Below are 25,991 nucleotides of genomic sequence, written 5' to 3'. Positions count from 1 at the left end.
TCTACTACATATAACGCACAGATTGTGTACCTTGATATGTGAAGAAAGCGTTATTAATAGTGCCCATTGTACAGCTTAGGCTGCCTTTTAAGGGCATGAAAAGGATACACAATAGGTGTTAACCAAATCATAAAAGCTAATAGAAACCAAGCACTGGCAGAATAAATACCCGCTATGTATAGAGAGGTATGGCTACGACCTAAAATGCCCATAGTCATCAAGCCTATTGGCGACCATAATCCAACCAATAATGGCACCCAACGACGCCACCCTTTTAAGCGATGTACTTTGACAGTGGTTATACCTACTACCAGCATCCAAACATTACTAGCTGGCCATGTAAAATCTAAAATCTTGTATAAAGTGGTATTGGCGTTTGGCTGGAAAATGTTCCAGATATTCCAAATATTAGCTAATGATAAAAAGGCTAATTGTATGATCAAAACCCAGCGCCCCCATTTATCGGTGCCTGTAGCCTGTAATTTGGTAAGCCCCATGATGCTAGCCATCCATCCCAACATATAAATTAGCTCAAATAGGCCTTGCAAAGAACTATTTTGGTCCACTTCCCCTACCAGTACATCTGGAATGAAAGTGACAAAAAGAAATGGCGCTCCAATGATGCCTAGGATGCCTAGTGTTCGTTGGCTCATAAGTCAGTATTTCTATAAAGCTTGACATTAACTGACATAGATGCAAGCCAAAATAGAAGAACTGTGTAATTACAAACTTGATAAGTAAAAATTGTAATCTCAATTGTATATAAAAAAGAAAACCGCCTGCAAGTGCGGTTTTCTTCAATCGTAAAAAGCAATGATCTTATCTGCCGGTTAACAAATGCGCTCAAAGGTCTTGCTTATCTAAAGGCTTATCTTCTTTCTTTGTTATATCCCGGTCCACTTTCTTTCCTTTAAAGGCCTGTTGTGTAAACTGTATATTGTCCTGCGAAGTCTCTTCCCCAGGAGCTTTATCAACACCCTCTGGCCCATGGCCCGGCGTTTCCAGCTTATTAATCCTATTTTCCTGACCTTGTCCGGGTTGCTCTTTTCTGTCTGTCATAATCAAGTATTTAGATTAAGGCTCATCCGTATTAGTATCATCGCGTCCGGTTAATTTACCTGCTTTGATATCATGCAGGTCGTCGCTTGATACAGATCTGGTTGTATCCTTGTTAGGATCCACGCTTTGATCGTGCGCATGTTCTTCAGGCGATTGTAAGGTACTATTACTGGTTAGGTAAATAGGCGTACCCTCTCCATGAGATCTATTCGTATTATCCTCTTCTCTACGAGGTTGTGATTGATTATCTCTGTTATCTTTCTCCTTCATAATCTGTTGTTTTAAACCATCGGAACAGCTACTAATATAGTGCCATGAACAGCGGGTAAATAACAGAATAGAACACTTACTGTTTTAATAAAGAGCGATAGAATTCTACAGCTTCCTTATGAAAAGCCGGCCCGACAACCTCAACTTTTCTTCCTCCCTTTTCAACTATTTCCTGACAAGGAATTTCAAATAAAGCAGCAGTATCTACTTGACCAATTGCATTGTAGGTGTTTGTATCCAACGCAAATACAACTCGTCCTATACCACTCCAATATATAGCGCCCGCACACATAGGGCATGGCTCTACACTGCAATAGATTGTACAGTTCTGCAAAAAGCTGGCTGTATATTTTCCAGCCATTTGTTGTACCAGGTTTAACTCGCAATGTGCTATTGGGTTTTTATCTGTACTAACAGTATTACCCGCCTCTTCAAGTATAGAACCGGTACTATCTACTAGTAAACAACCAAAAGGCAAATTGCCTTTTGTTGTCGACTCTTTGGCAAGCGCCAAAGACCTTTGAAGAAAAGTTTCGTCTTTCATCAAACCAGATTAAATGTTGATAATGTAAACTGAATTTTTAATGGCATTTACAAAATAAGCAACTTGTAGGATTACCTGTATCTTAGTCATGGCCAAACCATTTACATGATCAATTTTTCTACTCTTATCAAACGCTTTAACAAGCAAGGCGAAAAAACCGGCTGGACGTATATTGAAATATCGCAGGCTATTGCGGAACAATTGAAACCTGGAAATAAAAAATCATTTCGCGTAAGTGGAAAATTAGATCAGTACAAAATAGATAGAGTGGCGCTGCTGCCCATGGGTGAAGGACAATTTATAATGGCATTGAATGCAGCTATGCGAAAGGGCATTCAAAAAGGCGAAGGCCAAAGTGTACAGGTACAACTAAAAGCAGACGAAAGAGAGCTAAAGCCTCCCGCCGATTTTATGGCTTGCTTAGCTGATGAACCAGATGCACAGACATTCTTCTTACAACTAACCAAAGGTCACCAATTATATTTTGGACGCTGGATAGACAGCGCAAAAACGGAACCCACAAGGATTAAACGAATAGCCCAGGCAGTGTCTGCATTAGCTGCGGGTATGGGTTATCCAGCAATGATCAGGGCTGCTAAAAAATCCAAAGAAATGCTATAATACTCCCCATAAAAAAAGCCTTGCGATTGCAGGGCTTTTTTATGGAGGAATAAATACATCAATGTTCAAAGTCAAATCGGCTGGCATTTTGGCGAGCAGCGAATTCTTCCGGATCGCCATATGGACCAAGATATTGAGCGCTGCCAAATCCCAAGATTGGCCAGAAAACAAAACCTAAAAGGATTAAGCCTGCAGTAAAGCCTTCGTCTTTACCAAAACTCTTGGATATCATGTTTACAGTCCAGATAGCAAAGACAATATTTACAAATGGTACGAATAATAATAGTAACCACCAGCCGGGTTTACCAGCAATTTTGAGCAGAACATAGGTATTATAAATTGGCACTATGCAGGCCCATCCAGGCTGCCCTGCTTTTTCAAACACCTTCCATTGTGAAGCAATCAGGAAAATAACAAAAGCAAATGCAAACAGAATCAGGAACAATAAGAAAATCATATGAGATGGTTTTGGTTTGCTACAAGATAATTGATTTCTTTTGCAAGCATAAAACAGTGTAAAACGTTTCTGTATGCCTACAGTGTATTTACTTATTAAAGGAAAAGTACAAGGTGTATTTTATAGAGCTACGGCTAAAGAAGAAGCCGACCAGCTACAACTTACCGGATGGATAAAGAATACAGAAGAAGGCCATGTAGAAGCTGTGGCCAGTGGAAGCCAGTATGCATTGGACCAATTTATAAGTTGGTGTAAAAAAGGTCCCAGGAAAGCAGAGGTTTCCGAAGTAGAAATAAAAACGCTTCCAGAAGAAACGTTTGAACAATTTTCCATTTTAAGGGGATCATATTAACCACCTTCCCCATCAGTTATCTCACTACCCGATTCCTTTTCAGCGTTGTTTTCTTTAACCAATGATTCATTATAAACATTTTCATTGGCCCTTGGATTGTCATTTACACTCATGCTGAAGTCCTCCTCTTTTGGAGCAGGCGTTGTTTGCTTTGGTAAAGAAGTATAAATGTGCTGGTCTTTATCGTTTGGCTGGATCAAAAGAAAAGTATTAGGGTTTAACGTAAAGATTTTGCAGCAATGTAGATAGATCAATGGTTCGCAAATAAGGTTGCAATGATTTTACAGCAGTAAAGGTTCTGAATCCAATTGCATTTTTACTCCATTTCAAAAAAAACACTTCCACATAAAAATTATTGACCTGGTAAAGCATGGCTTTAAAGAATCCGAGCTTACGCTCAGCCAGGAATACCCCTGTTTTTAAGAGGGCTGTTTTTTTCTGTTTTTTGGTGAGGCTACAAAATTTCCGGTGCGTCATACAGTAAGGGTTTAAACATAAAAGACAAACGAAATGCCACACTACCTAACCAGAGGAAATCCCAGCTTTAGCTGATCAACTTAATTTAAATCAACCAAAAACGCATTACCAAATCTGCTTTCTGAAAACCCCATCACCCAATTTTAATTGCAGCTCTATTTTTTGTACAAAAAACGACACAATTTAAAACGGATACCAGCCCATAAAAAGAAAGCCACCTGAGAGCAGGCGGCTTGTCCGTGTTCATTAATAAAACTGCTAAGAGAAAAATGTGTTTGCTGTTTGACAAAACAAACAATCTATTATTACTTGATCATTACGTCATTATTACGAAATCGTTATCTATATTTTCAAGCTCTAAAGTATTATTCATCGTGCTCTTGCTTACTATTACCAATCTCATCATAGTTGGGATCGGCATCCTTACCAAATGCCTCTTCTCTAAAATTATCAGAAGCAGTCTCTGTCAAGTCTTGATTTAAACTATCTGTATCGCTACTGCTATAGGTGCTTACGCCTGGCTGCTGAGCTGACTCCTCTCTACGTTGAGGATCATTATTACGGCCTTTATCTGCAGGCAGATTACGCTTAATGTCCTGGGATATTGTATTCATATAAGTGTTTTAGATCCAACCGAAAATGTTATGCCAATGAAATACCGTTTTAAACAACAGCAGCGCTTACAAAACGGCACAACTTTTTGAATGTCTTAATGTAAAGCATGAGGCATGAAAAACAATAATGAGGAACCCTACAATAGAGCCAACCGCACCCGCGGTGATCGTACATCTAACGATCCAGCCAGGGATAAAATGGACATACAGGATTCAGAACGCGACCGAGAGCGCTTAAAGCCGGATGAAGCAACTATTGAGTTGCCAGATGTAAAAGATATTCCCGGGCAGGAGTTTGTTAATGTTCCTCCATTGGGTATGATGGCAGATACCACTATTTCATCGGCCGATGAAGAAGGCGAAGGATTATTTGAAGACGATGAAGAAGATGAAACGGATATTGTAATGGGTACAGAAGCAGATATTTCTAATGAAGAACGGCAAACACTGGCAATGGGTCAGGATTATATGCCTACACGAGATGAGGCTTATCTGCGGCAAGCATCGTTAGATAGTACCGACATGGAAGGTGAACGTTTGAACGAAAGAAGCTTTGGCGAAGAAAGAAGCGGCTCGGACCTGGATACGGCTGTAGGTGCCAGCGAAACTCATGATACTACACATGACGCATTGGGTCAGGGTGACGAAGAAAACAAAACTTATAGCCTGGGCGGTGATAATAATGACAGTAACGAAAATAAATCGGGTGTCTAAATTCCCTTTGAACTATAGTTAGGCCCTACACAAAATACTTGTTGCCGAAACTACGGTAGTAGCTACTATTTTCTATACCAAGCCATTATTTATATAACAATAGTTTATCTGCCTCTTGAAGGAACTATCATTGATCAGTAAGCGGCTCCCTATATGCGTAAAGAAGACCTGATGGTAAGAAGCTGCATAAACTCATGCTTGCGCTGACCTTTATATTTAGTATCACTCTAAAAGAACAATAGAATTACCTATTAGCTTACTTTAAACCAGTTACGTACATATAGGCCACCTGACCTGCATGTTTAAATGTTAATCTCTACAACGAACTATTGGCAAGAGGCACCTTTTTTGTGAACCCTAAGGCTTACCTAACAATTAGACGCGTATGAAACGAAGGATAGCTGCTATTTTCAATATTGCCGCTGGTGTAGTGCTAGGTATTTTTATAGCGGGTCAGTTTGGCTTCACCAATGATGAAAACGGTTTTTTGAAACGTATAACAGGGAAGGATGACCGTGAAGCAGTACAGTTTCATGCGCCCCCACACCCTACCGAAATCTCTTTTGCCGGGGAAAAAGTACCCCTTGAACGTTGGGACGTAAAAGAGCGCTTTGATCGGGAACTGTTGTTTAATTATTATAACCAAGCGAATATCCTTTACTTGTTAAAATTAGCGAACCGTTATTTCCCCATTATTTCGGAACGCCTGCAAGTCAATGGTATTCCTGATGATTTTAAATATTTATGCGTAGCTGAAAGTAATCTATTAAGTGGTGCCCGCTCAAGCGTTGGGGCTGGCGGCTATTGGCAGTTTATGAAAAGCACAGCACCCAATTACCGCCTAACAGTAAACGACCAAGTAGATGAGCGGTCTGATTTGATCAAATCAACTGATGCCGCCTGTCAATATATAAAAGCAGCCTATGAAAAATTTGGTAGTTGGACAGCCGCTGCCGCTTCTTACAACATGGGACAAGGGGGATATAACGGACAGGTATCTTTTCAAGGCACAAAATATTATTACGATCTGCAGCTACCAGAAGAAACCAATCGTTACTTGTTTCGCATACTGACCTTTAAATATTTAATGGCTAATGCTGCCTCGTTAGGTTTTGTATTAAAAGACGATGAAAAATATAATACTATCCCCACCCAAAGTATAATGGTCAACACCAACATACCCAACCTGGCGGAATGGGCACAAGCCAGAGGCACTACGTACAAAATGCTTCGCCAGTTGAATCCCTGGTTATATGGACGCTCGTTAAATACAGATGGTAAAACATATGAGATCAAATTACCAGCCCCTTGAAAAGCTTGGCTCCCTATGCAAATCTGGGAATATGTGAGGCAAACCAACTATTTGCCTATATAAGATGTTTTCTTTAGTATAATAGTATTATGACACCATTACCCGACTTTAGCCAACCGCTTTGGTTTGCCTTTGCTACCCTGGTAGTGTTTCTGGTAGTAGTAGGTCGCTATTTGCTCATAGCCGGGCTCTTTCACGGTATCTTCTACGTGTGGTTTCCCCAACGCTGGCAGCAACGCAAGATCAACAGCAGAGGTTATAAATCAGGACAGTTTAAAAATGAAGTAAAATGGAGTATGATCACTGCATTCCTTTTTGCAGTTGCCGGAAGCTTAATGCTGGTGCTATGGCAACAGGGTTATACTAAAGTTTATACGAACATTTATGACTATCCGCTTTGGTGGATGCCTATAAGCTTATTTATTGCCCTGCTGGCACATGAAACCTATTACTACTGGCTGCACCGTTGGATGCACCATCCTAAAGTATTCCGGATTGTACACAAAGTGCACCATGATAGTAACATTACCTCTCCATGGACAGCTTTTTCATTTCACCCATTAGAAGGACTCCTTCAAGCCCTTTTTTTACCAATCTTGCTTCTGATTCTGCCCATGCATTTGTATGTATTGGTTATTCAACTTACCATAATGACCTTTAGCTCAGTGATCAATCACCTGGATATAGAAGTATACCCCAAGGGCTTTCATAAAAACTTCGTTGGCCGCTGGCTCATTGGCGCTACTCACCACTCCTTACACCACAAGCAGTTTAAGTATAACTATGGTCTTTACTTCACTTTTTGGGACAAGTGGAAACATACCGAAAGCCCATTATATGAAAGGCTGTTTGAAGAAAAAACGGCAACTGCTGTTGTTGATCAAGAAAAACAACAAGCAACTACCTGAGGATTATCAAGAGTATTATTTAGTTACAGGGTAGCCTTTGTCTATCCAGTCCTTCTTAATGTTATGTGGGATATTTAAAAGATAATATTGTGTAAACTTCATTTCTTTTAATGCATTGATGGCAGGTCTCACATTTGGGCAATGCTCAAACGGGCAACAGCCACAATAAATAACGATCTTCTTATCCTTTGCCACCTCTTTCAATTGCACCTTAAGCTTATCTAACCCCTCCTGGCTATTCACCATACCAATAGCAACAGAATTAGGTATCGTAGCGCCAGGCCCAACACTGATAATTACAGGAATATCTTTCTTTCCATTGATAGCCGTTGCTAAATCCGATGGCTCAATAAGCTGTTTGGCAGTCCAGTTCTCTGGATTTTGTGCTTTCCCCTGAAAAGCTATAAATAAAACTCCAGCCAGCAGAAATGAACGTAACATAGTGAGCATCTTTTTATTCTTTGGAGCTAAGATAGAAGCTCTTCTTTAACCTTTCTCTTTTGTATGAAAGAATTATGTTGATTTTTATTTAAAATCATAAAACAGAAGCCAAATGTGTTAGCGCGGTACAATGCGTAGCTTTTATCAGATGTAGATAGGACCACCTTGAGTCCAATTCCGCAATAAAGTATTCTGTAAAGCGTTTCAACCTAAACCATAACTAAATCAATTCACTGCTTGTACAAAAAGCTTTCCCCAATCCTATTGCTATTATTTTCATTATCAGCATTTCCACAAAGCAGCTTTAAAAAGAATGATGTCTATGGTGAGTTTATGGGCAACGGCATTTTTGCCTCACTTAATTATGAACGACAACTAACTAATAAGCCGGGCCTTGGTGTTAGAGCAGGCATAGGCTATTTTTCTGGGGATGAAAAGTTCAGACTATCGGTGCCTTTAGGTGTAAACTACTTGTTTACCTTAAACATAAATAAATCTTTCCTTGATGTTGGTGTAGGCGGCACCTGGTCAGGTTCAGCTGGACTAATGACCCTTAAACAAGAGGCCGCAGCTGGTGGTAGAGATTATAGCGAACATATCTGGAGTTTAGTGCCTAGTTTGGGTTATAGACGCCATACCAAGAGTGACTTCATGTGGCGTGTAAACTTCACCCCTATCTTCAATAAGTATAGAGCCATGCCTTGGATTGGCATATCTATTGGCAAACGCTTTTGATTTTAGTTGCTCATGCAATTATCTCAACAAATGCATAACAATTAATAAAATGGAGAGACTGCAATAGTTTAAAAAACTATTACAGCTAAAGCATGCTTCCATTTGTAAAACAGCAATCCTTTTGCTACCTTTCTATTGAAATACTTCGTTAGCCTTAACATATGAAAATCATTCAAAGTATATTCCTTTACACTCTCTGAAAACAACACTCATTTCTTACTGCCACTACTCTTTAACAAGCAGCAAACGCCTGCACATAAAATGATAAAAGAAGTAAGCTTCATACCGTTTCCTTTATTATCAACAAACCGATTGGTCCTACGTCAATTATGGGAGTCTGACGCCAGAGACTTATCAGTATTACGCTCAAATGAAGCCGTGAACCGTTATGTAGCACGCGCTAAACAAACATCGTTCAAAGAAGCCAGTGCTTTTATACACACCATTAACCGTGGTATCAGGGAAAAGAAATGGCTTTATTGGGCCATTTGCCAGAAAGAACATCCTAAACTCATTGGCACCATCTGCCTCTGGAATTTTTCAACCGATCATACAACAGCTGAAATCGGCTATGAATTAGAGCCCGCCTACCAGAGACAAGGATTTATGAACGAGGCGCTGCAGTGTGTTATTGATTTCTGTTTTAATCACATTCATCTAAAAGGATTAGAAGCCTTTACCCATAAAGACAATAGTAGTTCGATACGTCTATTATTGAAAAACCAATTTGAACCAGATCTTGATCGCAAGGATGGTGAAGATGAAAACAACAGGATCTTTACACTTTCACTGCAGCATAAACAAATGGTTGAAGTACAACGGAATTAAGCGCTATACTTAACGCATCGATTTCTTATTTCAGTAAGACTAAGTACACAGGTGAATATAAAACTACTTGCTTAAGCTCTTAACAGATCATTTACAAAGCTGATATCAATAGAGGTGAGGAACATATCCAATCGCTTATAACTAGAAAAGGAAACAATTTTTGCCAGTTGTTTAGATCGGCGGGTTTGTCATATTTCCACATAAAAGTCAAAGAGAGAATATAGTAACACACATTGATTTCCTCGATAATAATGTGTACACAAATCAACGCCTTCGTAATTAACAAGCGCTGCCTGGATGGAGAGATCTAGTGCCGCAAATTCGTGTCGGGAAAGATGGGGTTTCATATGTTAGTTACTCCTCCAGTAAAGCAACACGATCCTTATTACTTGTGTATTAATTACAGGTTACCCAATTGTTAAATACTAGCGTTGTTGAGACGGATATACTTAATTCTAAGATAACATTCCATTCATATCCTGTTAATATAGATTGGAGTTATTTGCTCAACTCATTGCAAGCAAATTTGATCGCCTCTTGTTTCTACAAGTGGCTTTTTTATTTCTGGATTACGACTCCAACCTGGCTGATGTATAATAGCGCACCATTGGCCTGCTCTTAGAAGTACGGTCTACAATTTTAAAACCTGCCCGCTCAAAAGATTTGTAAAGACCAATCCAGGCAAAAGCATCTGGTAACTTTTCTTGAGTAGGAATAGTAGGATAAGCTTCTATGATTCCTATGCCCTGGGTAGTAGCATACTCTATGACCGCTTTTAATAGAGCCACCGACACACCCAGTCGTCGGAATCGCTTATCAATAAAGAAGCAAGGAATAGACCATACTTGTTTATCATCAATCCGTTTATGCACTCTGGAGTTTTCTACTTTTAAGAAATGTTCCCTCGGTGCAAAAGCACACCAGGCTATAGCTTCGCCTTGATAAAATCCCAATAGGCCAGTTGGCTCCCCTGCCCACACTAAGCCTTTCATAGCTTGTTTGTTTCCGTCTTCAATCTTACCCTCTTCAAAATCTGCTTTCTTCAACCGAAACGACATACACCAGCAATTACCACAGGCACCTCTTTCGCCAAACAGCTTTACAAACTGACTCCAATTACCTGGCGACAATGGCTCAAAGTATAATTGATTGAGTAGATCTAAACGGTCAGTACTGTTTGTCATTTGTAATGAAATCTTTCAGTTGCAGCGGGCTAAAGTTAGTTTATTACAAACAATGATGCATTGAGTTTACCAGCTAAAGTGAGGCCCCTCTTCTCAATTACAAAGAGCTGTAGCAGCATCACTATAAACGTAGCATAGGCTTTTAAGACCCTCTATTAAAGTGTACTCGTCTTATTTCCTCCACCATCGATATTGCCACCACCATTACAACAGGTATTTAACCAATAGCCTAATTGTCTGGACTCTTTACTGAATTCAAATTTGCAATTTTTATAGCGCATTCCTCTTAAAACTGCAATCCAATCACTCGCTGGCAAGTTGGTATTGTAGACCGTGAATGTACAGTTGTTAAATTGATACTTTTCCTGAGGAGTATTAGCAATAAGCTCGGCCCAGATCAGCTTTTTGGTATGACTAACAAACGTACAGTTCAAATAATTAACTCTTCTACTGCCATTTGTTACTACCAGAAATGTTCCATAAGGAGGCAGCCCGTTATATTCTTTATCTTCAAAATGACAGTCAATATACTTGGTTGCATCTTTATCATTGGGAGAATTATAACCATGTACAGTAGAACCATAGATATTACAACCGGTAAATGTAAAACCAGGCTTAGTAACCCATATAGACCAGGTAGTTGTACCCCAAAATGTACAATTCAAAAAGCTACAGTACCCACTATCTCCACTATCAGCTACCATAGCACAACCCCTGTTATTAATAAACTCGCAATCTTCAAACGATGCATTACGGTTTGGCCCCCACTCTGCTTCAATATCAACACCTGCATTAGGAGATGAACTAAAGGCACCGCGCCCAGTATGGTTAAACTTGCACCTTTTTACTTTTAATTCATTGCCTCCTATCCACGAAAGTCCTTGCCGGCTGTTATATTCAAAGGAGCTGTTTTGAAGTAAAATATTATCCTTAGTTGAACTGACCTTGTTACCGACAGTAATTCCATCAAGCCCAAAATGATGGACATTTAGGCCATCAATCACAATGCCTTTACTGTTACCTATAAAAACTCCGCAATGTGGCAACTGCCGGCCTACATCGCCATATACACCACCTAAAATAAGCGAACCGCTATTGCCATCTAATTCAAGATTTGCAACTGTTACATTATTGCATTTATCAATTTTAATACAATAACCTATAATAGCGGCATAAGTATATTTTACGAAATAATTATTACCATGTTCATAGGGCTCTCCTGTAGCCGGATCAAAGGCCCCAAACCGCAACCCTTTATCATAAACAATCTTGACACCATGCTTACCTTCAATAGTTACATCATGAACGTTTGCTAAACTTAACAAATCCTCTCCCCAATAACAGGGAGCACCATTCTTTCCTTTTGTATAGGTTTGTTTTCCTACAACATATGTCCCTTCTGAAATAATAAGCTTTCCATTCCCTCCTCTCTTATTAAAATAATCAGCAGCCTTCTGAAAGGCTGCATGGTCATTGGTTATGCCATTGCCAGTAGCACCAAATGATTTGATATCTCGCTCCTCATAAGCCTGAGCACGCACCAACAGTGCGCAGCATATAAAACAAAGAATGAATATTGGACTTTTCATTTTCAATAGAACTTATTAGTAATAAACTGTTTTATTATTGAACCGGGTATTGGATTGTATTAATTAAGTATTAGGTGTGGCATGTAGCAGACTTATCCTGGATATATGTTGCCACCTACCTCTTTATATTTTCTTGAACTTTCCTGTACGACCATCGCTAAGCTTCAAGATATATATGCCAGAAGAAAAGCGATTTACATTTATAACCTGCACCTGACTCATAATTACTCCTTCCAGAACCTTTCTGCCCATTAAATCAGTAATTGTAAATCCAATTTTTGAGGTTAAAGGAGTTGCTATTTTTAATGTAAAAAAATCTTGAGTAACTGGATTGGGGTAAAGTACAAAAGACGACTCAGACCTGTCAGGCAATTCTACATCCACTTTCTGTATGGCGCTATAGACAGAATCATTGTATTTATTGACAGCTATTAAACGATAATAGTTTACCGCTTTTGTTGGAGCCGCTACAGTTTGAGCATAACTATTCCGGTTCATTCTGTCAATTGAAGCCACTGTTTTTATTGTAGACCACTTGAGACTATCCGTACTGTATTGCACCATAAAATAGCGATTAGTATTACACTTATCGCTTATTTGCCATTGCAACGATAGCTTTTCCATACTACTAGTAGCACTGAAAGAAACAATCTTCACTGGTGTCTCCTTATATACATTATTGATCTTTTTGATTTTGAAATCATAGGTATCAGAAAAGTATAAGTTACCAGAAGAAAGAGCAATAGCTTGTGGACCATTCAGTTTAGCTGATAATGCCAGGCTATCGCTTCCAGTACCACCTCCAGCAATAATAGAGATCATACCATCGGAAGCATTGATCTTACAAATACGTTCATTATCACTATCTGTAAAGTAAACGTTATCATCTCCATCTATAGCAACACCACCAGGATATGCCAATACCGCATTTACAGCACGGACACCTTCTGTACTTCTACCATAGCTGCCATTGCCAGCAACCGTAGTGACGATTCCTGTCTCTGTGTCTAGTTTACGAATACAATTATTATTAAAATCGGCAATAAAAACATTACCGTAAGAATCAATAGCTGTAGCTACTGGTAGATTTAAACTGGCTTTGGTAGCCAATCCCTCATCTCCAGAATAGCCTCCTACACCAGTACCTGCCACAGTGGTTATGACACCATTTAATGCATTTACTTTCCGTATGCAGTTATTGCTATAATCTGTAATAAAAAGATTATTATCTCCATCTACAGAAATATGCCAGGGGTCTCCCAGTTGCGCATTAGCAGCAGGGCCACCATCGCCTGCATAACCATGCAAGCCTGTTCCTGCCACTGTAGTGATCTTACCATTATTGGCATTGATTTTCCGAACCCGGTAATTACCATCATCCGCGATATAAATATTACCCTGTTGATCAACAGCCACACTCATAGGAGCGTTTAACTGTGCGCTGCGGGCATCAATATTATCACCATTATAGCCATTCTTTCCAGTGCCGGCTATAGTTGTAATCTGTCCATTAGATGCATTTATCTTACGAACACGACTATTTACATAGTCAGCAAAATAAATATTGCCTAAATCATCAATTGCCATGCCCCATGGATGATTGAGCATTGCATTTACTGCAACACCATTATCGCCGCTATATCCTTGTTTACCATTTCCGGCAACAGTAGAAAGCGTTTGGCAAAAAGAAGAATGCGCAAGAAGCAGTAATAAGAAAGACAGGGCTTTCTTTTGTGAAAGTAGTTTAAACATAGGGGGATTAGAATCTGAAAACCGTTGGACAATTAAGATGTAAAACAGCTTCATTATTTGTTGACTAATGAACGCTTTTACAGTTTTGCAATTACTTTATTGATTTCATATTTTGAGAAGCTTTATTAGAAGTGAATATTTGTTTTTCATTTGTTAGGTACGAGTCAACAGGAAGTTTAGCTACGAATAGGTCTAAACCCTGCCAATATAGAATGACATTCAGGCTTTAATAACTATATTTCGATTACAAGCCCATTAAAGTCGTTCAAGTATCAATTTGATAAGTTTACCAATAAAGAATCGTTGCATTTAGTTAGCACTAAATAGGGAATGAAGTGGAGTATTTGATAGCGTGAATATTGTAGCAATTATGTATCTGCTTGACGCATATCAACAGTTTGCCCAATTGGTAAAAGGCTTAGCAGCAGCTTTCTTCTACTCCAGATCATTTAATGGCGTTGATGAGGATTGTCAATTTTATGGAGAATAATTGAGGATTACACATAACAAATCAGCAAATCAATCATTAGTATATGCCGATATAAGAAGAAAGGCTCTATTCAACAAAATGCCAGCATACACCGGCCAGGTCAATCATGTTTACTTCTATACCATAAGGTTGAGGCTTTGGCGGATTAATGCGAATACCAAACTTCTCTATTAATCCTTTTTCATTTACCTCCTTCCATAACGCCTCTGCACTACTGATCTTCACATTGATCATTAAGTTTTCAGCAAACGCTTTATTATCATACTTCTGCAAAATGAACTTGCAGCCATCTCTTTCAAAACCTATATAATCGCCTGCATCCCAATTGATTTTAAAACCCAACTCCTGAAAGAGTTGTTTTGATCCTTCAAAATTGCTTCCTGATGGTATGAAAGGTTCAAGAGATAAAAACGACATAATAGAGAGATTTAGCTGCTGATTAACGGAAACAGGGCTTCCAACATCAGCGAAAGCCCGTGCTCCATGTACCTAAATTTATGGCAAAAATTGAAGAGGATTGCTATTGCTTCAATAATAGTAAGCAGTCAATATTGAAGAAAGATCATATTATCAACAGCATGCACCAATCAAAGGGGTTTTGTTTCTACCTAAATGATTACATATATGAATTACTGAAATATAGGATAACAAAAAGCCGGCTCTTGTTGCCGGCTTTGTTCATTGGATATTGGGTTTGTAAGTGTTCCCTAGGCTTGCAAGGTGGCAGTATAACTATTTCCAAAACGATCGGAAGCTTTTACCATAACTTCTTTAGCGCCAACAGAGGGCCTGGCAAAGAAAATATGGTCGGTCAGTGTAGGTTCTACAAACTTGAGTTTCTTAGGAAGCTCTGGCCCGCCATACAATTCCATTGCCAGTGGGTCCCGGGCATCACGCTACTCCATATTAGGCTGCACTGGCTACCAGTGCTGGTGTTCCCAACCATGCACAAGCTAATCCCAGGCTTCTTAGAAAGTTTCTACGTTGCATCAATTCTCGTATTGTGTATTAGAAGCTGTTTAAAAATTTTAATGGGAGAAAGGTCTGCCACGGTTATAGTCAGTTTTAGGATAGGCAAACATCTTTTAAAACCGTGGCAGACCTCTATATACAGTTAATGGTTATTTCTGCCACCACACTTTTGTGTTGATATCATCAGCACCCATAATAGCTACAGCTGCTTTATAATTGTCAGGATTGTAAATGCGCTGTGCTACCGGGTAGATAAAGCGTGCAGGCATCTTCTGACCATTTAACATACCGGCACCTAATTGCAACTTGGGCATACCAGTGCGGCGGTATTCAAACCACTGCTGGTAATCGGTAAAGAACAATGCATAATATTTCTGCAATAGGATTCTTTCCAATGTATTGTTATAAGCCGCATCAGGTGTAGAGAAGTAAGTTGCTGGCATGGTCAAGCCCCATTGTTCTATAGCTGCCTTTACGCCTCTTTCATACGCTGCTTTTGCATTGACCGTATTACCAGCACGGAATTCTACTTCGGCTCTGATAAACTCCACCTCAGCATACGTAAGTATTGGGCAGATCATTGCACCCGTAATCAGTGCTTGGGAAAGGTTGGACGGGATATAGGCAAACTGGTTTTCACTACCTGTATAACCACTAGGGATGCCCTGGTAACCTATATTGGTATTGCCTGCACTGTTTTTGGCTTGTGACATAAACTTCGCACGGCGTGGATCGCTCATGGCATTTAGGCTATCCAGGAAAAACTTGGCAGCAGCACGTCCCGTGGTAAAGTCTTGCGGACGACCCCATGGAGAGATCAATGGCGTAATACCCGTAAGCTTTAATACAGCGCCCTGATCATTGGCTGTGAACACGGGATAGCTGTTAGCATCGGCCAACATTGTCTTTAGCTGATTCCAGCTATCCATTTCTGATCTGTTAGAAACGCGCAACAATAAACGCAGGCGCAAGGAATTACAAAAACGTTTCCAGTTCGTTACGTTGTTGCTGTACAATACATCAGTACCAAAGGTCATTGTTCTGGAAGCATTGAACAGAGTGTTAGCTGTTGCTAAATCCGCCAGGATCTTTGTATACACCTCTTTCTGCGTATTGTATTTAGGTTGCAGCACACCTTCATCACCTCTTACGGCATCAGCCATAGGAACATCACCAAAACAGTCCGTCAGGTTAGCATACGTCCAAGCATTTAGCGTAAGAGCAATAGCCTGGTAATTGACATCCTGGGTGGAGTCAGCCATTTGCTTCATCTCTTTGATGTTGTTCAACCAGCGGTAGTAGGTATTCCAGGTGCTGTTACCGGCATTTTCGGTAATGTCATAACGGTGTATGCCACCCGAAACACTTGGAAAGTTTAGCGCTACCTGCATCAGGTCGAAGGTGATATCATCGCTCTTTTGCATGTTGAAACTGGATAGCTCATACAATGTGGGGTTTAACAAGGTACCAGGACTGATCTCAGAGATACGATTGGGATCTTTGTTGATGTCTTCAAAGCCTTTCTCACAAGCAGTTAGTAAGGCAATTAGTGGTAGTATATAGAAATAGTTACGTAATTTTTTCATGACTGTAGAAATTGAAAGCATTAGAATTTAAGTGTCAGGTTAGCGCCCATAGTGCGGGAAGAAGGTAGTTGTCCCATTTCTACACCGGGCATGATAGATGAGCCATTAAGTGCTGCTGTTTCAGGATCAAACATTGGGAAGTCTGTGATCAGTAACAGGTCTCTTCCGTACAGAGCAATGCTGGCTTGCTTAAAGAAGTTTCCTAAAGACTTCTTAGGCAGATTGTACTCGATACGCGCTTCACGCAATTTCAGGAAAGAAGCATCAAAAGAGTTGGCTTCTACGTTGGCACGACGATAGTAATCAGCATAGTATTGTGAAGGCAGTACTTTAGTAGTGTTGGGAACAAACTTGCCAGTACCATCATCTACCACACCATCACCAATTATATAGTTCTCTTCACGGCCACGCAGCGTATGTTCTAACTTACCTTGCTCTGTCATTTTGTGGTGTGTTTGTGAATAGATAATACCACCATATTGACCATCTACCAGGAAGCTAAAGCGGAAGTCTTTGTAAGAAAACTCATTTTGAATACCACCCTTCCAAGAAGGATAGGCATTACCAATGTATTGTACATCTGCAGGACGAGCAGGCAAACCGTCTTTAGTATAAATGATCTGGCCATCAGGTGCACGTAAGAAACCAAAGCCGTAGATATCGCCTGTAGTACCGCCTACTCTTGTTTGTTGTGTAGCATTACCTCCTATGTTGATGACTAAGAAATCGCTTTCAATTTCGTCAGGTAAAGACATCACACGGTTTGCATTCTTTGACCAGGTAACTGTAGTACTCCACGTAAAGTTCTTATTGGAGATATTCTTTGAGCTTGCCAATAATTCTACTCCTTGGTTACGCACCTTACCTGCGTTGATCACTTTTCTTGTATAACCAGTTGTAGGATCAATAGGAATAGAAAGGATCTGGTTTGCTGTAAAGTTGCGATACACAGTAGCATCAACACGGAAGCGGTTTTTCAGGAAACGTAGATCCAGACCTGTTTCATAACTGGTTTGTACTTGTGGCTTCAACTTAGCAGCAAACAAGGTAATTGGCGCTGTAGCAGAACCAGGAAACTCACTTTGCTCATAGTACTTCTGTGTCATGTAAGGAGAAGTAGCGTCAAAGCCCGCCTGTGCCCATGACGCACGCAGCTTGGCAAATGATATAGTTCTAGATAATGCGAAGATGTCACTTAGGATAGCACTACCATTTACAGAAGGATAGAACATAGAGTTGCTGTTTATCGGAAGCGTACTCCACCAGTCCATACGTCCTGTAAAGTCTAAGAAATATTTGTCTTTATAAGAAAGAGCCGATAAACCATACAAGCTGTTCACCTTACGGTTGCCATCATTCACCATAATAGTTGGTGCAGCTAAACCGTTCGTAAGCTTATATACATCTGGAACTACCAGACCATCAACATAAGCATTCAAAGTGCGGTTAGTTTGTGACATAGCATTACCACCTGCAGAAACCTTTAGATCTAAATCTGAGAAGAACTTGTCATGATAAGAAGCCAAGAAGTCGATGTTTGATTCCAGGAAAGCGATATTCTGCTGCTTGTAATAACCATTCAGGAAGTTGGCCGTATTAAATGGGCGACGCATTTCACGATCTTCACTGTTTGAGTTTACACCGCCCCTTACCATCAGGTCAAACTTCTTATTGATTTCATAAGCAAATGACATAGTTCCTACAAACGCATTACTGTTCATAGCGTTGGTCATTTCGTATGCAATCAGGTAAGGATTGTCGATGAAAGAGCTAAAAGGGTGAATTTGCTGGCGGTTTTCATAACCTTTCTTCCAGACAGGGCGGTACCATTCCAGTGGAATGCTTGGATTTTGGAAGATCATAAAGTAAGCAATGGACTGATTGTTATAGCCTGTTGCTGGCAGGTTATCGCTTTTCTTATTGGTAAAAGATAGTTTGGTATTAACCTTCAGCTTATCAGAGATCTTATAATTAGCGGTTCCCTGTACTGTTAAACGTTCAAAGCCAGTATTCGGCATGATCCATTCATTCTTGGTATGGGTGATAGAAGCACGCATGCCACCATTGTCATTTCCGCCTTCTAAAGCAATATTATTGGTAAGGGTAAAGCCTGTTCTCCCAAAGCCTTTGATATTGTCTTTATAGGGACGCCATAAAGTACGCTCCTTTCCTTGTCCTTCTAATGAAGGATCGTATTGATAATACATTTGGCCGTCGAACTTTGGTCCAAAGGCACTACTGGTACTACCGGTGTTAGCGCCATCGGCAGAAGCGCCATACGAGTAATAGTTTTGACCAGCTGCGTTACGAGCGGTACCAGTGCCTTGGCCATACTCATACTGGTAGTCGGGCCACTTCAATACCGTATTGATACTATAGTTTGAGTTAACAGTAATACCTATACCCTTGTTGTTACTTTTACCCGACTTCGTAGTGATCAGGATAGCACCACCAGCTGCACGGCTACCATACAAGGCTGTTGCGCCGGGTCCCTTCAATACAGAAATACTTTCAATATCATCAGGATTGATATCTTGAATACCGTTACCAAAGTCTACAGGGACGTCGTTACCACTACCTGCCTGGTAAGCGTTACCCACACCAGAAGATTGAATACCTGTTTGAATAGGCACACCATCAACAATAACCAGCGCCTGGTTAAGCGTAGGATCCATAGATCCATCACCTCTTAATGTAATACGGGTAGAGTTTACAGGGCCTGAACCGGGAGCAATTAAATTTAAACCCGCTACTTTTCCGGAAAGTGCACTAGACCAGTTGTTCGTACGTGCATCACTTACATCTTTAGCACCTAAGCTTTGAGCAGCGTAACCCAGCGCCTTTTCTTTACGATTAATACCCAAGGCAGTAACTACCACATTATCCAACTGTTTAGCATCACGCTCTAAGAAAATATTGATTCCCTTTTCTTCAGCTGTAACAGAATAATATCGTGGTGAAAAAGATACAGATAAAAAGATCATTGTACTACCTTGTGCTACTGAAACAGAAAAGTTTCCATCAGCATCAGTTGTACCCAATACTTTTTTTCCATTGTTCATTACTGTAACACCTGTTAGAGGCTGCTTGCTTTCAGCATCCCTTACAATACCCGACACTCTTAATAAGGCAGTGACTTTGTCGGTTTGGTTGTTGGTCGCAGTCTGTGCCTGCATTGCATACGGCAGCAGCACACTGCTTAGCATCAACGATGCTGCAGTCAATAGTTTCATGTGAAGCAAATATTTTTAGATTGAAAAAAGCAAAAAGCAGTTAGCACTTATCATTTGCACTTTATGATGTTGTGCTTTTCGTGTGCAAGATGGCGTTGTAATATTTCTAAATTGTTAAGGGAAACTAAACAAAATGTAACCTTATTATGAACGAAGCATTAACATAAATGAATAACCGATAATCTTACAATCATAATTCTTCAACCGCCCTCCTATACCTCATCCATAGGTCTATATCTGTATTAAATAATTATGAAGTTTAATTGCAGAGGTGTTATTCTAATTTAAAAGAAGTAAATTTTGCCGTACAGTTTCTTTATTTAATACATAAGTTTATGCAGTGGATTGAACATGTACAAGCCAATGGTTTACACCTTTGGACATTGGAAGGACCTGAACAAATAGCTGAGTTAACCTTCAGTCCTGAGTCAAAAGCATTCCGCTTACATTACACGCACCATCGTTTATTCTTTTTAGAAGATGTAGGCGTATTGCAACAGAAGATTGCCTTAAAATCGGAGTATGGAATCACACTTGGTGAGTTTCAGCCGCAACGACATGGTCAAAGCGGGGCTGTTACTGTAAACGATTTAAAATACCATTATAAAGAAGACCACGCCAACATTCAGCTTTTTGACAAACAGAAACAGCGGGTTGTGAGCATAGGCGTAGACTTTATTTCCGAGCTGGGTATATTTGAAGTGGCCTCGCTATTATTTTCCCTGGCCTGGATCTTTCCGGCTATAGGATCAGAAAGCACCTATCAGATGATCAACGGCTTATCCGCATAACGAAGTACGATCATTCCTGTGCCAACATAAAAAAGCCTCTTGTAGATACAAAAGGCGGAGAAAAATTGCTTGCTATATGAATGTAAAGGCAAAGTAAGTAGAGGTATGTTACCTATTTGTAAACAAGCTGTTGTGTTATTATTAAGGAAAATTACTTCTAAAGGAACGGGCCTGCATTTGATAAGTTAATCAGACAAAATCGTATGCCTCCCTGTTTCAGATTGAACAAAAAAGTTGACCTATAAAAGTCAACTCTTGCAATAATAGGTATGTAATTATTTCTTCTTAATCCATCTATATCTTAATAATCCTAGTTCAAAAAAATACGGGGAAGCCTAAGCTCCCCCGCAGTATAACCAAACTCAAACTATTGCCTTATTTAGATTGCCTGTCTTTTGCTACTCAAAGAAACAGGCTCGTCATCACAGTGCCCCTTCATTGCTTTCAATTTTTGTACGGCTTTGTCATCAGGGCGTATAATCAATCGTAATGTTGGATCGTTAGTAATAAACGACCAGAACCAGCTAAACGCCAGCTTCGCCTTATTGCGAAAACCAATGAGCGGAATAATATGTATGAACAACCACACCAGCCAGGCAAAGAATCCTTTAAATGAAATCTTCGGTAAGTCAGCTACTGCCTTGTATTTTGAAATGATGGCCATGCTACCTTTATCCTTGTAAGCAAATGGCTGCATGGATTGATTATCTTCTTTACGTTGCAGGTTCTTTGCAAGTAATTGTCCCTGCTGAATTGCTACTTGTGCCACTTGCGGATGGCCGTTAGGAAACTTACTATCTGTTGTTTGCAAACACAGGTCGCCTAAAGCAAAAATATTATTGGTACCCTGCACACAATTAAATTCATCTACCAATACTCTCCTTCCTCTTCCTAACACTTCTGCTGGCAAGCCAGGCACTTCTCTTGCCACAACACCTGATGCCCAAATGAGAGATTCCGTTTCTAGGATATTACCATTGGCCAAAACTACTTTTCCATTTACATAGTCTTTTACAGCTGTGTTCTGTATCACGTTAACGCCCAGATGTTGTAATACATGCAATGCCTCTCCTTGTGATTTTTTGCTCATGGGTGCCAGTAAAACCGGACCGGCATCAACAACATAAATGTGGCTACCAAAGTCCTTGATTTCCGGGTATTCTTTTCTGGCGGTGTTGTGCCCTAACTCAGCCAACATACCTGCCAGCTCTACACCAGTAGGGCCACCGCCTGCAATGACGATATTAAGCAAACGGTCTCTATCGGCTTTATTAGTAGCGCGTACAGCCTTTTCCATATTCAGCAGCAAATGATTGCGCAAGTTCAAAGCCTCATCTATCGTTTTCATAGGCAAGGCCGATTGCTTTACATTTTGCATACCAAAGTAGTTGGTTTCTGTACCTAATGCCAACACCAGATAATCATATGGTACTGTGCCGGTATCAGTTTCTATGGTATTCGACTGTGGATTTACTTTTACCAGCGAGCCCATATGAAAACGCAGGTTATCCTTTTCCTGAAATAAACGGCGGAAAGGATAACTAATACTAGAAGGTTCAATAAATGCAGTAGAAACCTGATAAAGTAAGGGTGGGAAAAAATGATAATTATTTTTATCCACCAGAGTTATGTGAAATCGCTTGTCTTTTGAGAGCTTCTTAATCAAACGAACCCCAGCAAATCCTCCACCAACTATTACTACCTTTTTCATAATTAATCTTTTGAACAACGCTAATCAAAATCAATCCGCTATCTGAACTCACAAGCAGTGTACCTAAAATCATTAAGCAGGAGGGCATAAGCCCTCCTACTATATTACCTATCTAATAATCAATGCCAAACTTTGTTAAAGCCCTTATTTTCTAATTAAATATGTGATGGATCAAAGCTGTGTTCGTGATGTGGCTTTAACTCGTAAGGCTCTTCCATTAACTCATGGATCGGCTGATCTTTTTTACCACGCTTTGCCTTGTTGATGAGCTTATCAAAGATAGCATACATTACGGGCACCACTACCAATGTTAAGAACAGCGAACTGATCAAACCACCAATGATAACCCAAGCTAGGCCATTCTTCCATTCTGCACCTGCACCTGAGGCAATCGCAATTGGCAGCATACCTATTACCATCGCTATCGTTGTCATCAGGATGGGGCGTAAACGGGCGTGGTTGGCATCCAGCAACGCCTGGTACGTAGACGCACCTTCAGCTTTACGTTGGTTGGTAAAGTCTACCAGCATGATGGCGTTCTTGGCTACCAGACCTATCAACATGATCAAACCAAGGATCGTAAACAGGTTTAATGTATTATTCGTTAACGCCAGTGCTAATAAGGCTCCGATGATTGACAAAGGAATAGAGAACAATACCACAAACGGATATACAAAGCTGTCATACAAGGCCACCATGATCAGGTACACCAATACAATGGCTGCTAACAAGGCAATACCCAATGAACCAAAACCTTCACTTTGGTTTTCCATATCACCACTCCATACATAGCTAACGCCAGCAGGACGACGCAGTTTATCAAAAGCTACCTGCCACTCGGCAGCAATTGTACCGGTAGGGCGACCAACCGCTTGCGCCTGCACCGTTACTGAAGTGCTCTTATCACGACGCTCCAACATGCTAGGGCCTGAACCCTCTTTAATAGCTGCAAACTGAGATAAACGAATCTGCTCCCCCTTATCATTGGTGAACAATAAGTTGCTCACATCCTGAATGCTTTGGCGGTTGAAACTACCATAGCGGATATTGATATCGTATTCATATTCTCCCTGGCGGAACTTACCATTGGTATTACCACTAAAGGCTGTTTGCATAGTAGCACCTACAGTTGAAAGATTCAACCCCAGTGCCGCCATCTTATCACGGTCTACCTGTACATTGATCTCCGGGTTACCCGCTTCTACAGACAGCTTCATTTCTGTAGCACCTTTTACCTTTCCTAATTCATTCATGGCCGCTTTGGCAAACACCATTACACTATCCAATTCAGGACCAGTAACAATCAAGGCTAACGGAGCTTGTTCTGCCGTACCCAGGATACTTACGGGTACTGTTTTTACTTTAGCACCCACCAGCAAAGGTTCTAACTCCTTCTTTATTTTAGCCGCATAGATATTCGCATCATCTTCACGGTCTTTTTTAGCCACCAACTGCACATCAATTTCAGCTTTGTATGGTGTAGATTGAGAAGCCCCCATGCCTTCACTAGACTGACCGACTGTAGTAATCAGCTTGGTCACTTCTTTTTTATTCTTCAGGTAGTTTTCAGCGGTTTGAGCAACGGCATTGGTTCGTTCAATAGAAGCATCTTTAGGCAATTCTATTTGTACTAAGAATTCGCCTCTATCACTCTTGGCAAAGAACTCTGCCCCAATAAAGCCGGCGCCCAGCAAGAAGAAAGAAGAAAACAATAAACCGAACACTAACGCTAAAGTGGTTTTCTTATGCGCCAGTGACCATTTCAGGATATTGCCCACCCATTCAGTAAACGAATGCAAGCCTTTTTCAAAGCCAATGATAATGCGGCCGAAGAAGGTTTTATTAGAAATGCGCTCTAGCTTACCAAAGCGAGAGGATAACCAAGGCACGATTGTAAATGATGATAACAAAGACATCAATGTGGCAATAGATACGGTTACACAGAACTGCTTAATAATATCCGCAGCCAAACCGGTACTTAAGGCAATGGGTACAAACACGACCACGATTACCAATGTAATGGAGGTTACCGTAAACCCGATTTCTTTAGTAGCTTCATAAGCTGCCCGCACGCGGTTCTTACCCATCTCCATATGCCGGTAAATATTCTCTAGTACCACAATGGCATCATCCACCAGGATACCTACCACCAGTGATAAGCCTAACAAAGACATCAGGTTCAATGTATAACCTAACAGGGCCATACCAATAAACGTAGCGATCAATGATGCCGGGATAGCCACCATTACAATCACTGCGTTACGGATGCTATGCAGGAAGAACAGCATTACAAAGGCTACTAGCACAACCGCCAGCATCAGATCGTGAATTACGGCATCTGCAGACTGTAAGGTATAAATAGAGCTATCGTTAGCAACACTAATCTTCAAACCTGTCTTACCATAATCTTTTTGCAGTTTATCTATAGTTGCGTGGATCTGTTCACTTACGCCAACAGCGTTTGCATCAGACTGCTTCATGATCTGAACGGCAATGGCACTTTGCTGGTTTACACGGGCTATTTTATCTACGTCCTTCTGTGCATCCTGTATATCAGCTACATCTATTAAACGTACCTGCACGCCATTACGGTTAGCAACGACCAAATTGCGCAACTCATCTACCGATTTGTATTTGCCCGATAAGCGGATCAATACATCCTGCTCTCTCGTTTGTACACTACCGGTAGGGAAGTCGAGATTAGAAGAAAGAATGGCATTTTGTACCTGCAATAAAGAAAGACCATAACCCTGCAAACGGTTGGCATCAATACTCACCTGGATCTCGCGCTCCTGGCCACCAATCAGGTTTACCTTGGCCACACCGTCTACTCTTGATAATACAGGCGCAATACGGTTGTCCATCAAATCATAGAAAGCCGCTTCATCCATATTGGCAGAAGCCGACAAGGTCATCACAGGAAGATCATCCAGCGAGAACTTGTTCAATGATGGTGGATCAACATCTTCTGGCAAGTCTTTTAAGATCGCATTGATACGACGTTGTGCATCGTTCAGGGCGTAGTCCACATCTGCCCCGCTTTTCATTGTGATTACCACAGACGATACACTTTCAAACGACTTGGTATCAAGCTTCTTGATGTTCTCCATGGAAGACACCGCGTCTTCAATCTTTTTTGATACCGTATTCTCCACTTCACTGGGTGATGCACCCGGATAAATGGTAGTCACAGAAACTACGGAGGGACTGAACTTTGGCAGTAACTCGTAGTTAAGTGACGAATAACTTAAGAGTCCACCCAATATCAGTATCGTAAACAATACGATTATGAGGGTGGGACGTTTTATCGATACTTCTGCTAGTTTCATCTTTACATTTTGATTTTGAATT

Annotated in this window: 26 protein-coding genes; 8 read left to right on the top strand and 18 right to left on the bottom strand. The window is 40.5% G+C overall.

What is annotated here, in order from left to right; all coding sequences use genetic code 11:
- Positions 1-53 precede the first annotated feature (53 nt).
- The 4 genes from SY85_RS21800 to SY85_RS21785 form a co-directional block, all read right to left on the bottom strand.
- The gene (locus SY85_RS21800) at positions 54-653 is read right to left on the bottom strand and encodes a hypothetical protein (RefSeq protein WP_066407684.1); all 600 of its coding nucleotides are present in this window, start codon (positions 651-653) and stop codon (positions 54-56) included.
- A gap of 190 nt (positions 654-843) precedes the next feature.
- The gene (locus tag SY85_RS21795) at positions 844-1,059 is read right to left on the bottom strand and encodes a hypothetical protein (protein ID WP_066407682.1); all 216 of its coding nucleotides are present in this window, start codon (positions 1,057-1,059) and stop codon (positions 844-846) included.
- Between the two features lie 15 nt (positions 1,060-1,074).
- Positions 1,075-1,329, bottom strand: a complete 255-nt coding sequence (locus SY85_RS21790; protein ID WP_066407681.1) for a hypothetical protein — start codon at positions 1,327-1,329, stop codon at positions 1,075-1,077.
- A 76-nt stretch (positions 1,330-1,405) separates the two neighbouring features.
- Positions 1,406-1,873 carry a nucleoside deaminase gene (locus tag SY85_RS21785; protein ID WP_066407679.1) on the bottom strand — a complete coding sequence of 156 codons (468 nt, stop codon included), beginning with the start codon at positions 1,871-1,873 and terminating at the stop codon, positions 1,406-1,408.
- Between the two features lie 105 nt (positions 1,874-1,978).
- Here SY85_RS21785 and SY85_RS21780 point away from each other — a divergent pair, with 105 nt between their 5' ends.
- Positions 1,979-2,494, top strand: coding sequence for a YdeI/OmpD-associated family protein (locus SY85_RS21780; protein ID WP_066407678.1), 516 nt, complete (start codon positions 1,979-1,981; stop codon positions 2,492-2,494).
- A gap of 58 nt (positions 2,495-2,552) precedes the next feature.
- Here the strand turns inward: SY85_RS21780 and SY85_RS21775 are convergent, their stop codons facing one another.
- On the bottom strand, positions 2,553-2,951 hold the full coding sequence (locus SY85_RS21775; RefSeq protein WP_066407675.1) for a DUF5684 domain-containing protein: 399 nt from the start codon (positions 2,949-2,951) through the stop codon (positions 2,553-2,555).
- Positions 2,952-3,024: 73 nt separating this feature from the next.
- Here SY85_RS21775 and SY85_RS21770 point away from each other — a divergent pair, with 73 nt between their 5' ends.
- Entirely contained in the window at positions 3,025-3,303 is a 279-nt protein-coding gene (locus SY85_RS21770) for an acylphosphatase (RefSeq protein ID WP_066407674.1), read from the top strand.
- Here the strand turns inward: SY85_RS21770 and SY85_RS21765 are convergent.
- The 3 genes from SY85_RS21765 to SY85_RS21755 all read right to left on the bottom strand — a co-directional run bounded on the left by SY85_RS21765 (position 3,300) and on the right by SY85_RS21755 (position 4,394).
- Positions 3,300-3,503 carry a hypothetical protein gene (locus SY85_RS21765; RefSeq protein WP_066407670.1) on the bottom strand — a complete coding sequence of 68 codons (204 nt, stop codon included), beginning with the start codon at positions 3,501-3,503 and terminating at the stop codon, positions 3,300-3,302. The two genes, SY85_RS21770 and SY85_RS21765, sit on opposite strands and share 4 nt — an antisense overlap.
- Before the next feature lie 10 nt (positions 3,504-3,513).
- Positions 3,514-3,780, bottom strand: a complete 267-nt coding sequence (locus tag SY85_RS21760; protein WP_066407667.1) for a hypothetical protein — start codon at positions 3,778-3,780, stop codon at positions 3,514-3,516.
- 365 nt (positions 3,781-4,145) lie between these two features.
- On the bottom strand, positions 4,146-4,394 hold the full coding sequence (locus SY85_RS21755) for a hypothetical protein (protein ID WP_066407664.1): 249 nt from the start codon (positions 4,392-4,394) through the stop codon (positions 4,146-4,148).
- A gap of 114 nt (positions 4,395-4,508) precedes the next feature.
- On the opposite strand from SY85_RS21755, the gene SY85_RS21750 reads away from it, so the two are divergent.
- The 3 genes from SY85_RS21750 (at position 4,509) to SY85_RS21740 (ending at position 7,328) form a co-directional block, all read left to right on the top strand.
- Positions 4,509-5,108 carry a hypothetical protein gene (locus SY85_RS21750; protein ID WP_066407662.1) on the top strand — a complete coding sequence of 200 codons (600 nt, stop codon included), beginning with the start codon at positions 4,509-4,511 and terminating at the stop codon, positions 5,106-5,108.
- A 385-nt stretch (positions 5,109-5,493) separates the two neighbouring features.
- Complete coding sequence (locus SY85_RS21745) at positions 5,494-6,420, top strand: lytic transglycosylase domain-containing protein (protein WP_066407660.1); 927 nt, start codon at positions 5,494-5,496, stop codon at positions 6,418-6,420.
- A gap of 89 nt (positions 6,421-6,509) precedes the next feature.
- Positions 6,510-7,328 carry a sterol desaturase family protein gene (locus SY85_RS21740; RefSeq protein ID WP_066407658.1) on the top strand — a complete coding sequence of 273 codons (819 nt, stop codon included), beginning with the start codon at positions 6,510-6,512 and terminating at the stop codon, positions 7,326-7,328.
- Between the two features lie 15 nt (positions 7,329-7,343).
- Here the strand turns inward: SY85_RS21740 and SY85_RS21735 are convergent, their stop codons facing one another.
- Positions 7,344-7,769 (bottom strand): rhodanese-like domain-containing protein, encoded by a 426-nt coding sequence (locus tag SY85_RS21735; RefSeq protein WP_226998938.1) that lies wholly within the window; start codon positions 7,767-7,769, stop codon positions 7,344-7,346.
- A 237-nt stretch (positions 7,770-8,006) separates the two neighbouring features.
- Between SY85_RS21735 and SY85_RS21730 the strand changes: the two genes are divergently transcribed.
- Together SY85_RS21730 and SY85_RS21725 are read left to right on the top strand one after the other, a co-directional pair.
- Complete coding sequence (locus SY85_RS21730; protein WP_148661255.1) at positions 8,007-8,504, top strand: hypothetical protein; 498 nt, start codon at positions 8,007-8,009, stop codon at positions 8,502-8,504.
- 261 nt (positions 8,505-8,765) lie between these two features.
- Positions 8,766-9,332, top strand: coding sequence for a GNAT family N-acetyltransferase (locus SY85_RS21725; RefSeq protein WP_066407650.1), 567 nt, complete (start codon positions 8,766-8,768; stop codon positions 9,330-9,332).
- 569 nt (positions 9,333-9,901) lie between these two features.
- Here the strand turns inward: SY85_RS21725 and SY85_RS21720 are convergent.
- The 7 genes from SY85_RS21720 to SY85_RS21695 all read right to left on the bottom strand — a co-directional run bounded on the left by SY85_RS21720 (position 9,902) and on the right by SY85_RS21695 (position 20,138).
- The gene (locus tag SY85_RS21720) at positions 9,902-10,516 is read right to left on the bottom strand and encodes a GNAT family N-acetyltransferase (protein WP_066407647.1); all 615 of its coding nucleotides are present in this window, start codon (positions 10,514-10,516) and stop codon (positions 9,902-9,904) included.
- Positions 10,517-10,671: 155 nt separating this feature from the next.
- Complete coding sequence (locus SY85_RS21715; RefSeq protein WP_066407645.1) at positions 10,672-12,105, bottom strand: right-handed parallel beta-helix repeat-containing protein; 1,434 nt, start codon at positions 12,103-12,105, stop codon at positions 10,672-10,674.
- A gap of 123 nt (positions 12,106-12,228) precedes the next feature.
- Positions 12,229-13,857 carry an NHL domain-containing protein gene (locus SY85_RS21710; protein ID WP_158513018.1) on the bottom strand — a complete coding sequence of 543 codons (1,629 nt, stop codon included), beginning with the start codon at positions 13,855-13,857 and terminating at the stop codon, positions 12,229-12,231.
- 556 nt (positions 13,858-14,413) lie between these two features.
- Positions 14,414-14,764, bottom strand: a complete 351-nt coding sequence (locus SY85_RS21705; protein WP_066407641.1) for a VOC family protein — start codon at positions 14,762-14,764, stop codon at positions 14,414-14,416.
- A gap of 290 nt (positions 14,765-15,054) precedes the next feature.
- Complete coding sequence (locus SY85_RS25505; RefSeq protein ID WP_148661254.1) at positions 15,055-15,219, bottom strand: calcineurin-like phosphoesterase C-terminal domain-containing protein; 165 nt, start codon at positions 15,217-15,219, stop codon at positions 15,055-15,057.
- Positions 15,220-15,468: 249 nt separating this feature from the next.
- Positions 15,469-16,905, bottom strand: coding sequence for a SusD/RagB family nutrient-binding outer membrane lipoprotein (locus SY85_RS21700; RefSeq protein WP_066410065.1), 1,437 nt, complete (start codon positions 16,903-16,905; stop codon positions 15,469-15,471).
- A gap of 20 nt (positions 16,906-16,925) precedes the next feature.
- Positions 16,926-20,138: a SusC/RagA family TonB-linked outer membrane protein gene (locus SY85_RS21695; RefSeq protein WP_066407638.1), complete on the bottom strand. Its 3,213-nt coding sequence runs from the start codon at positions 20,136-20,138 to the stop codon at positions 16,926-16,928.
- A 335-nt stretch (positions 20,139-20,473) separates the two neighbouring features.
- On the opposite strand from SY85_RS21695, the gene SY85_RS21690 reads away from it, so the two are divergent.
- Positions 20,474-20,929, top strand: a complete 456-nt coding sequence (locus SY85_RS21690; protein WP_066407636.1) for a hypothetical protein — start codon at positions 20,474-20,476, stop codon at positions 20,927-20,929.
- 379 nt (positions 20,930-21,308) lie between these two features.
- Here SY85_RS21690 and SY85_RS21685 read toward each other — a convergent pair whose 3' ends face one another.
- Positions 21,309-22,640: an NAD(P)/FAD-dependent oxidoreductase gene (locus SY85_RS21685; protein WP_082886647.1), complete on the bottom strand. Its 1,332-nt coding sequence runs from the start codon at positions 22,638-22,640 to the stop codon at positions 21,309-21,311.
- Positions 22,641-22,795: 155 nt separating this feature from the next.
- Positions 22,796-25,969 (bottom strand): efflux RND transporter permease subunit, encoded by a 3,174-nt coding sequence (locus tag SY85_RS21680; RefSeq protein WP_066407634.1) that lies wholly within the window; start codon positions 25,967-25,969, stop codon positions 22,796-22,798.
- Between the last annotated feature and the right edge of the window lie 22 nt (positions 25,970-25,991).

Source organism: Flavisolibacter tropicus (assembly GCF_001644645.1).
Taxonomy (GTDB): domain Bacteria; phylum Bacteroidota; class Bacteroidia; order Chitinophagales; family Chitinophagaceae; genus Flavisolibacter; species Flavisolibacter tropicus.
This window is presented reverse-complemented; position numbering and strand designations above follow the sequence as displayed.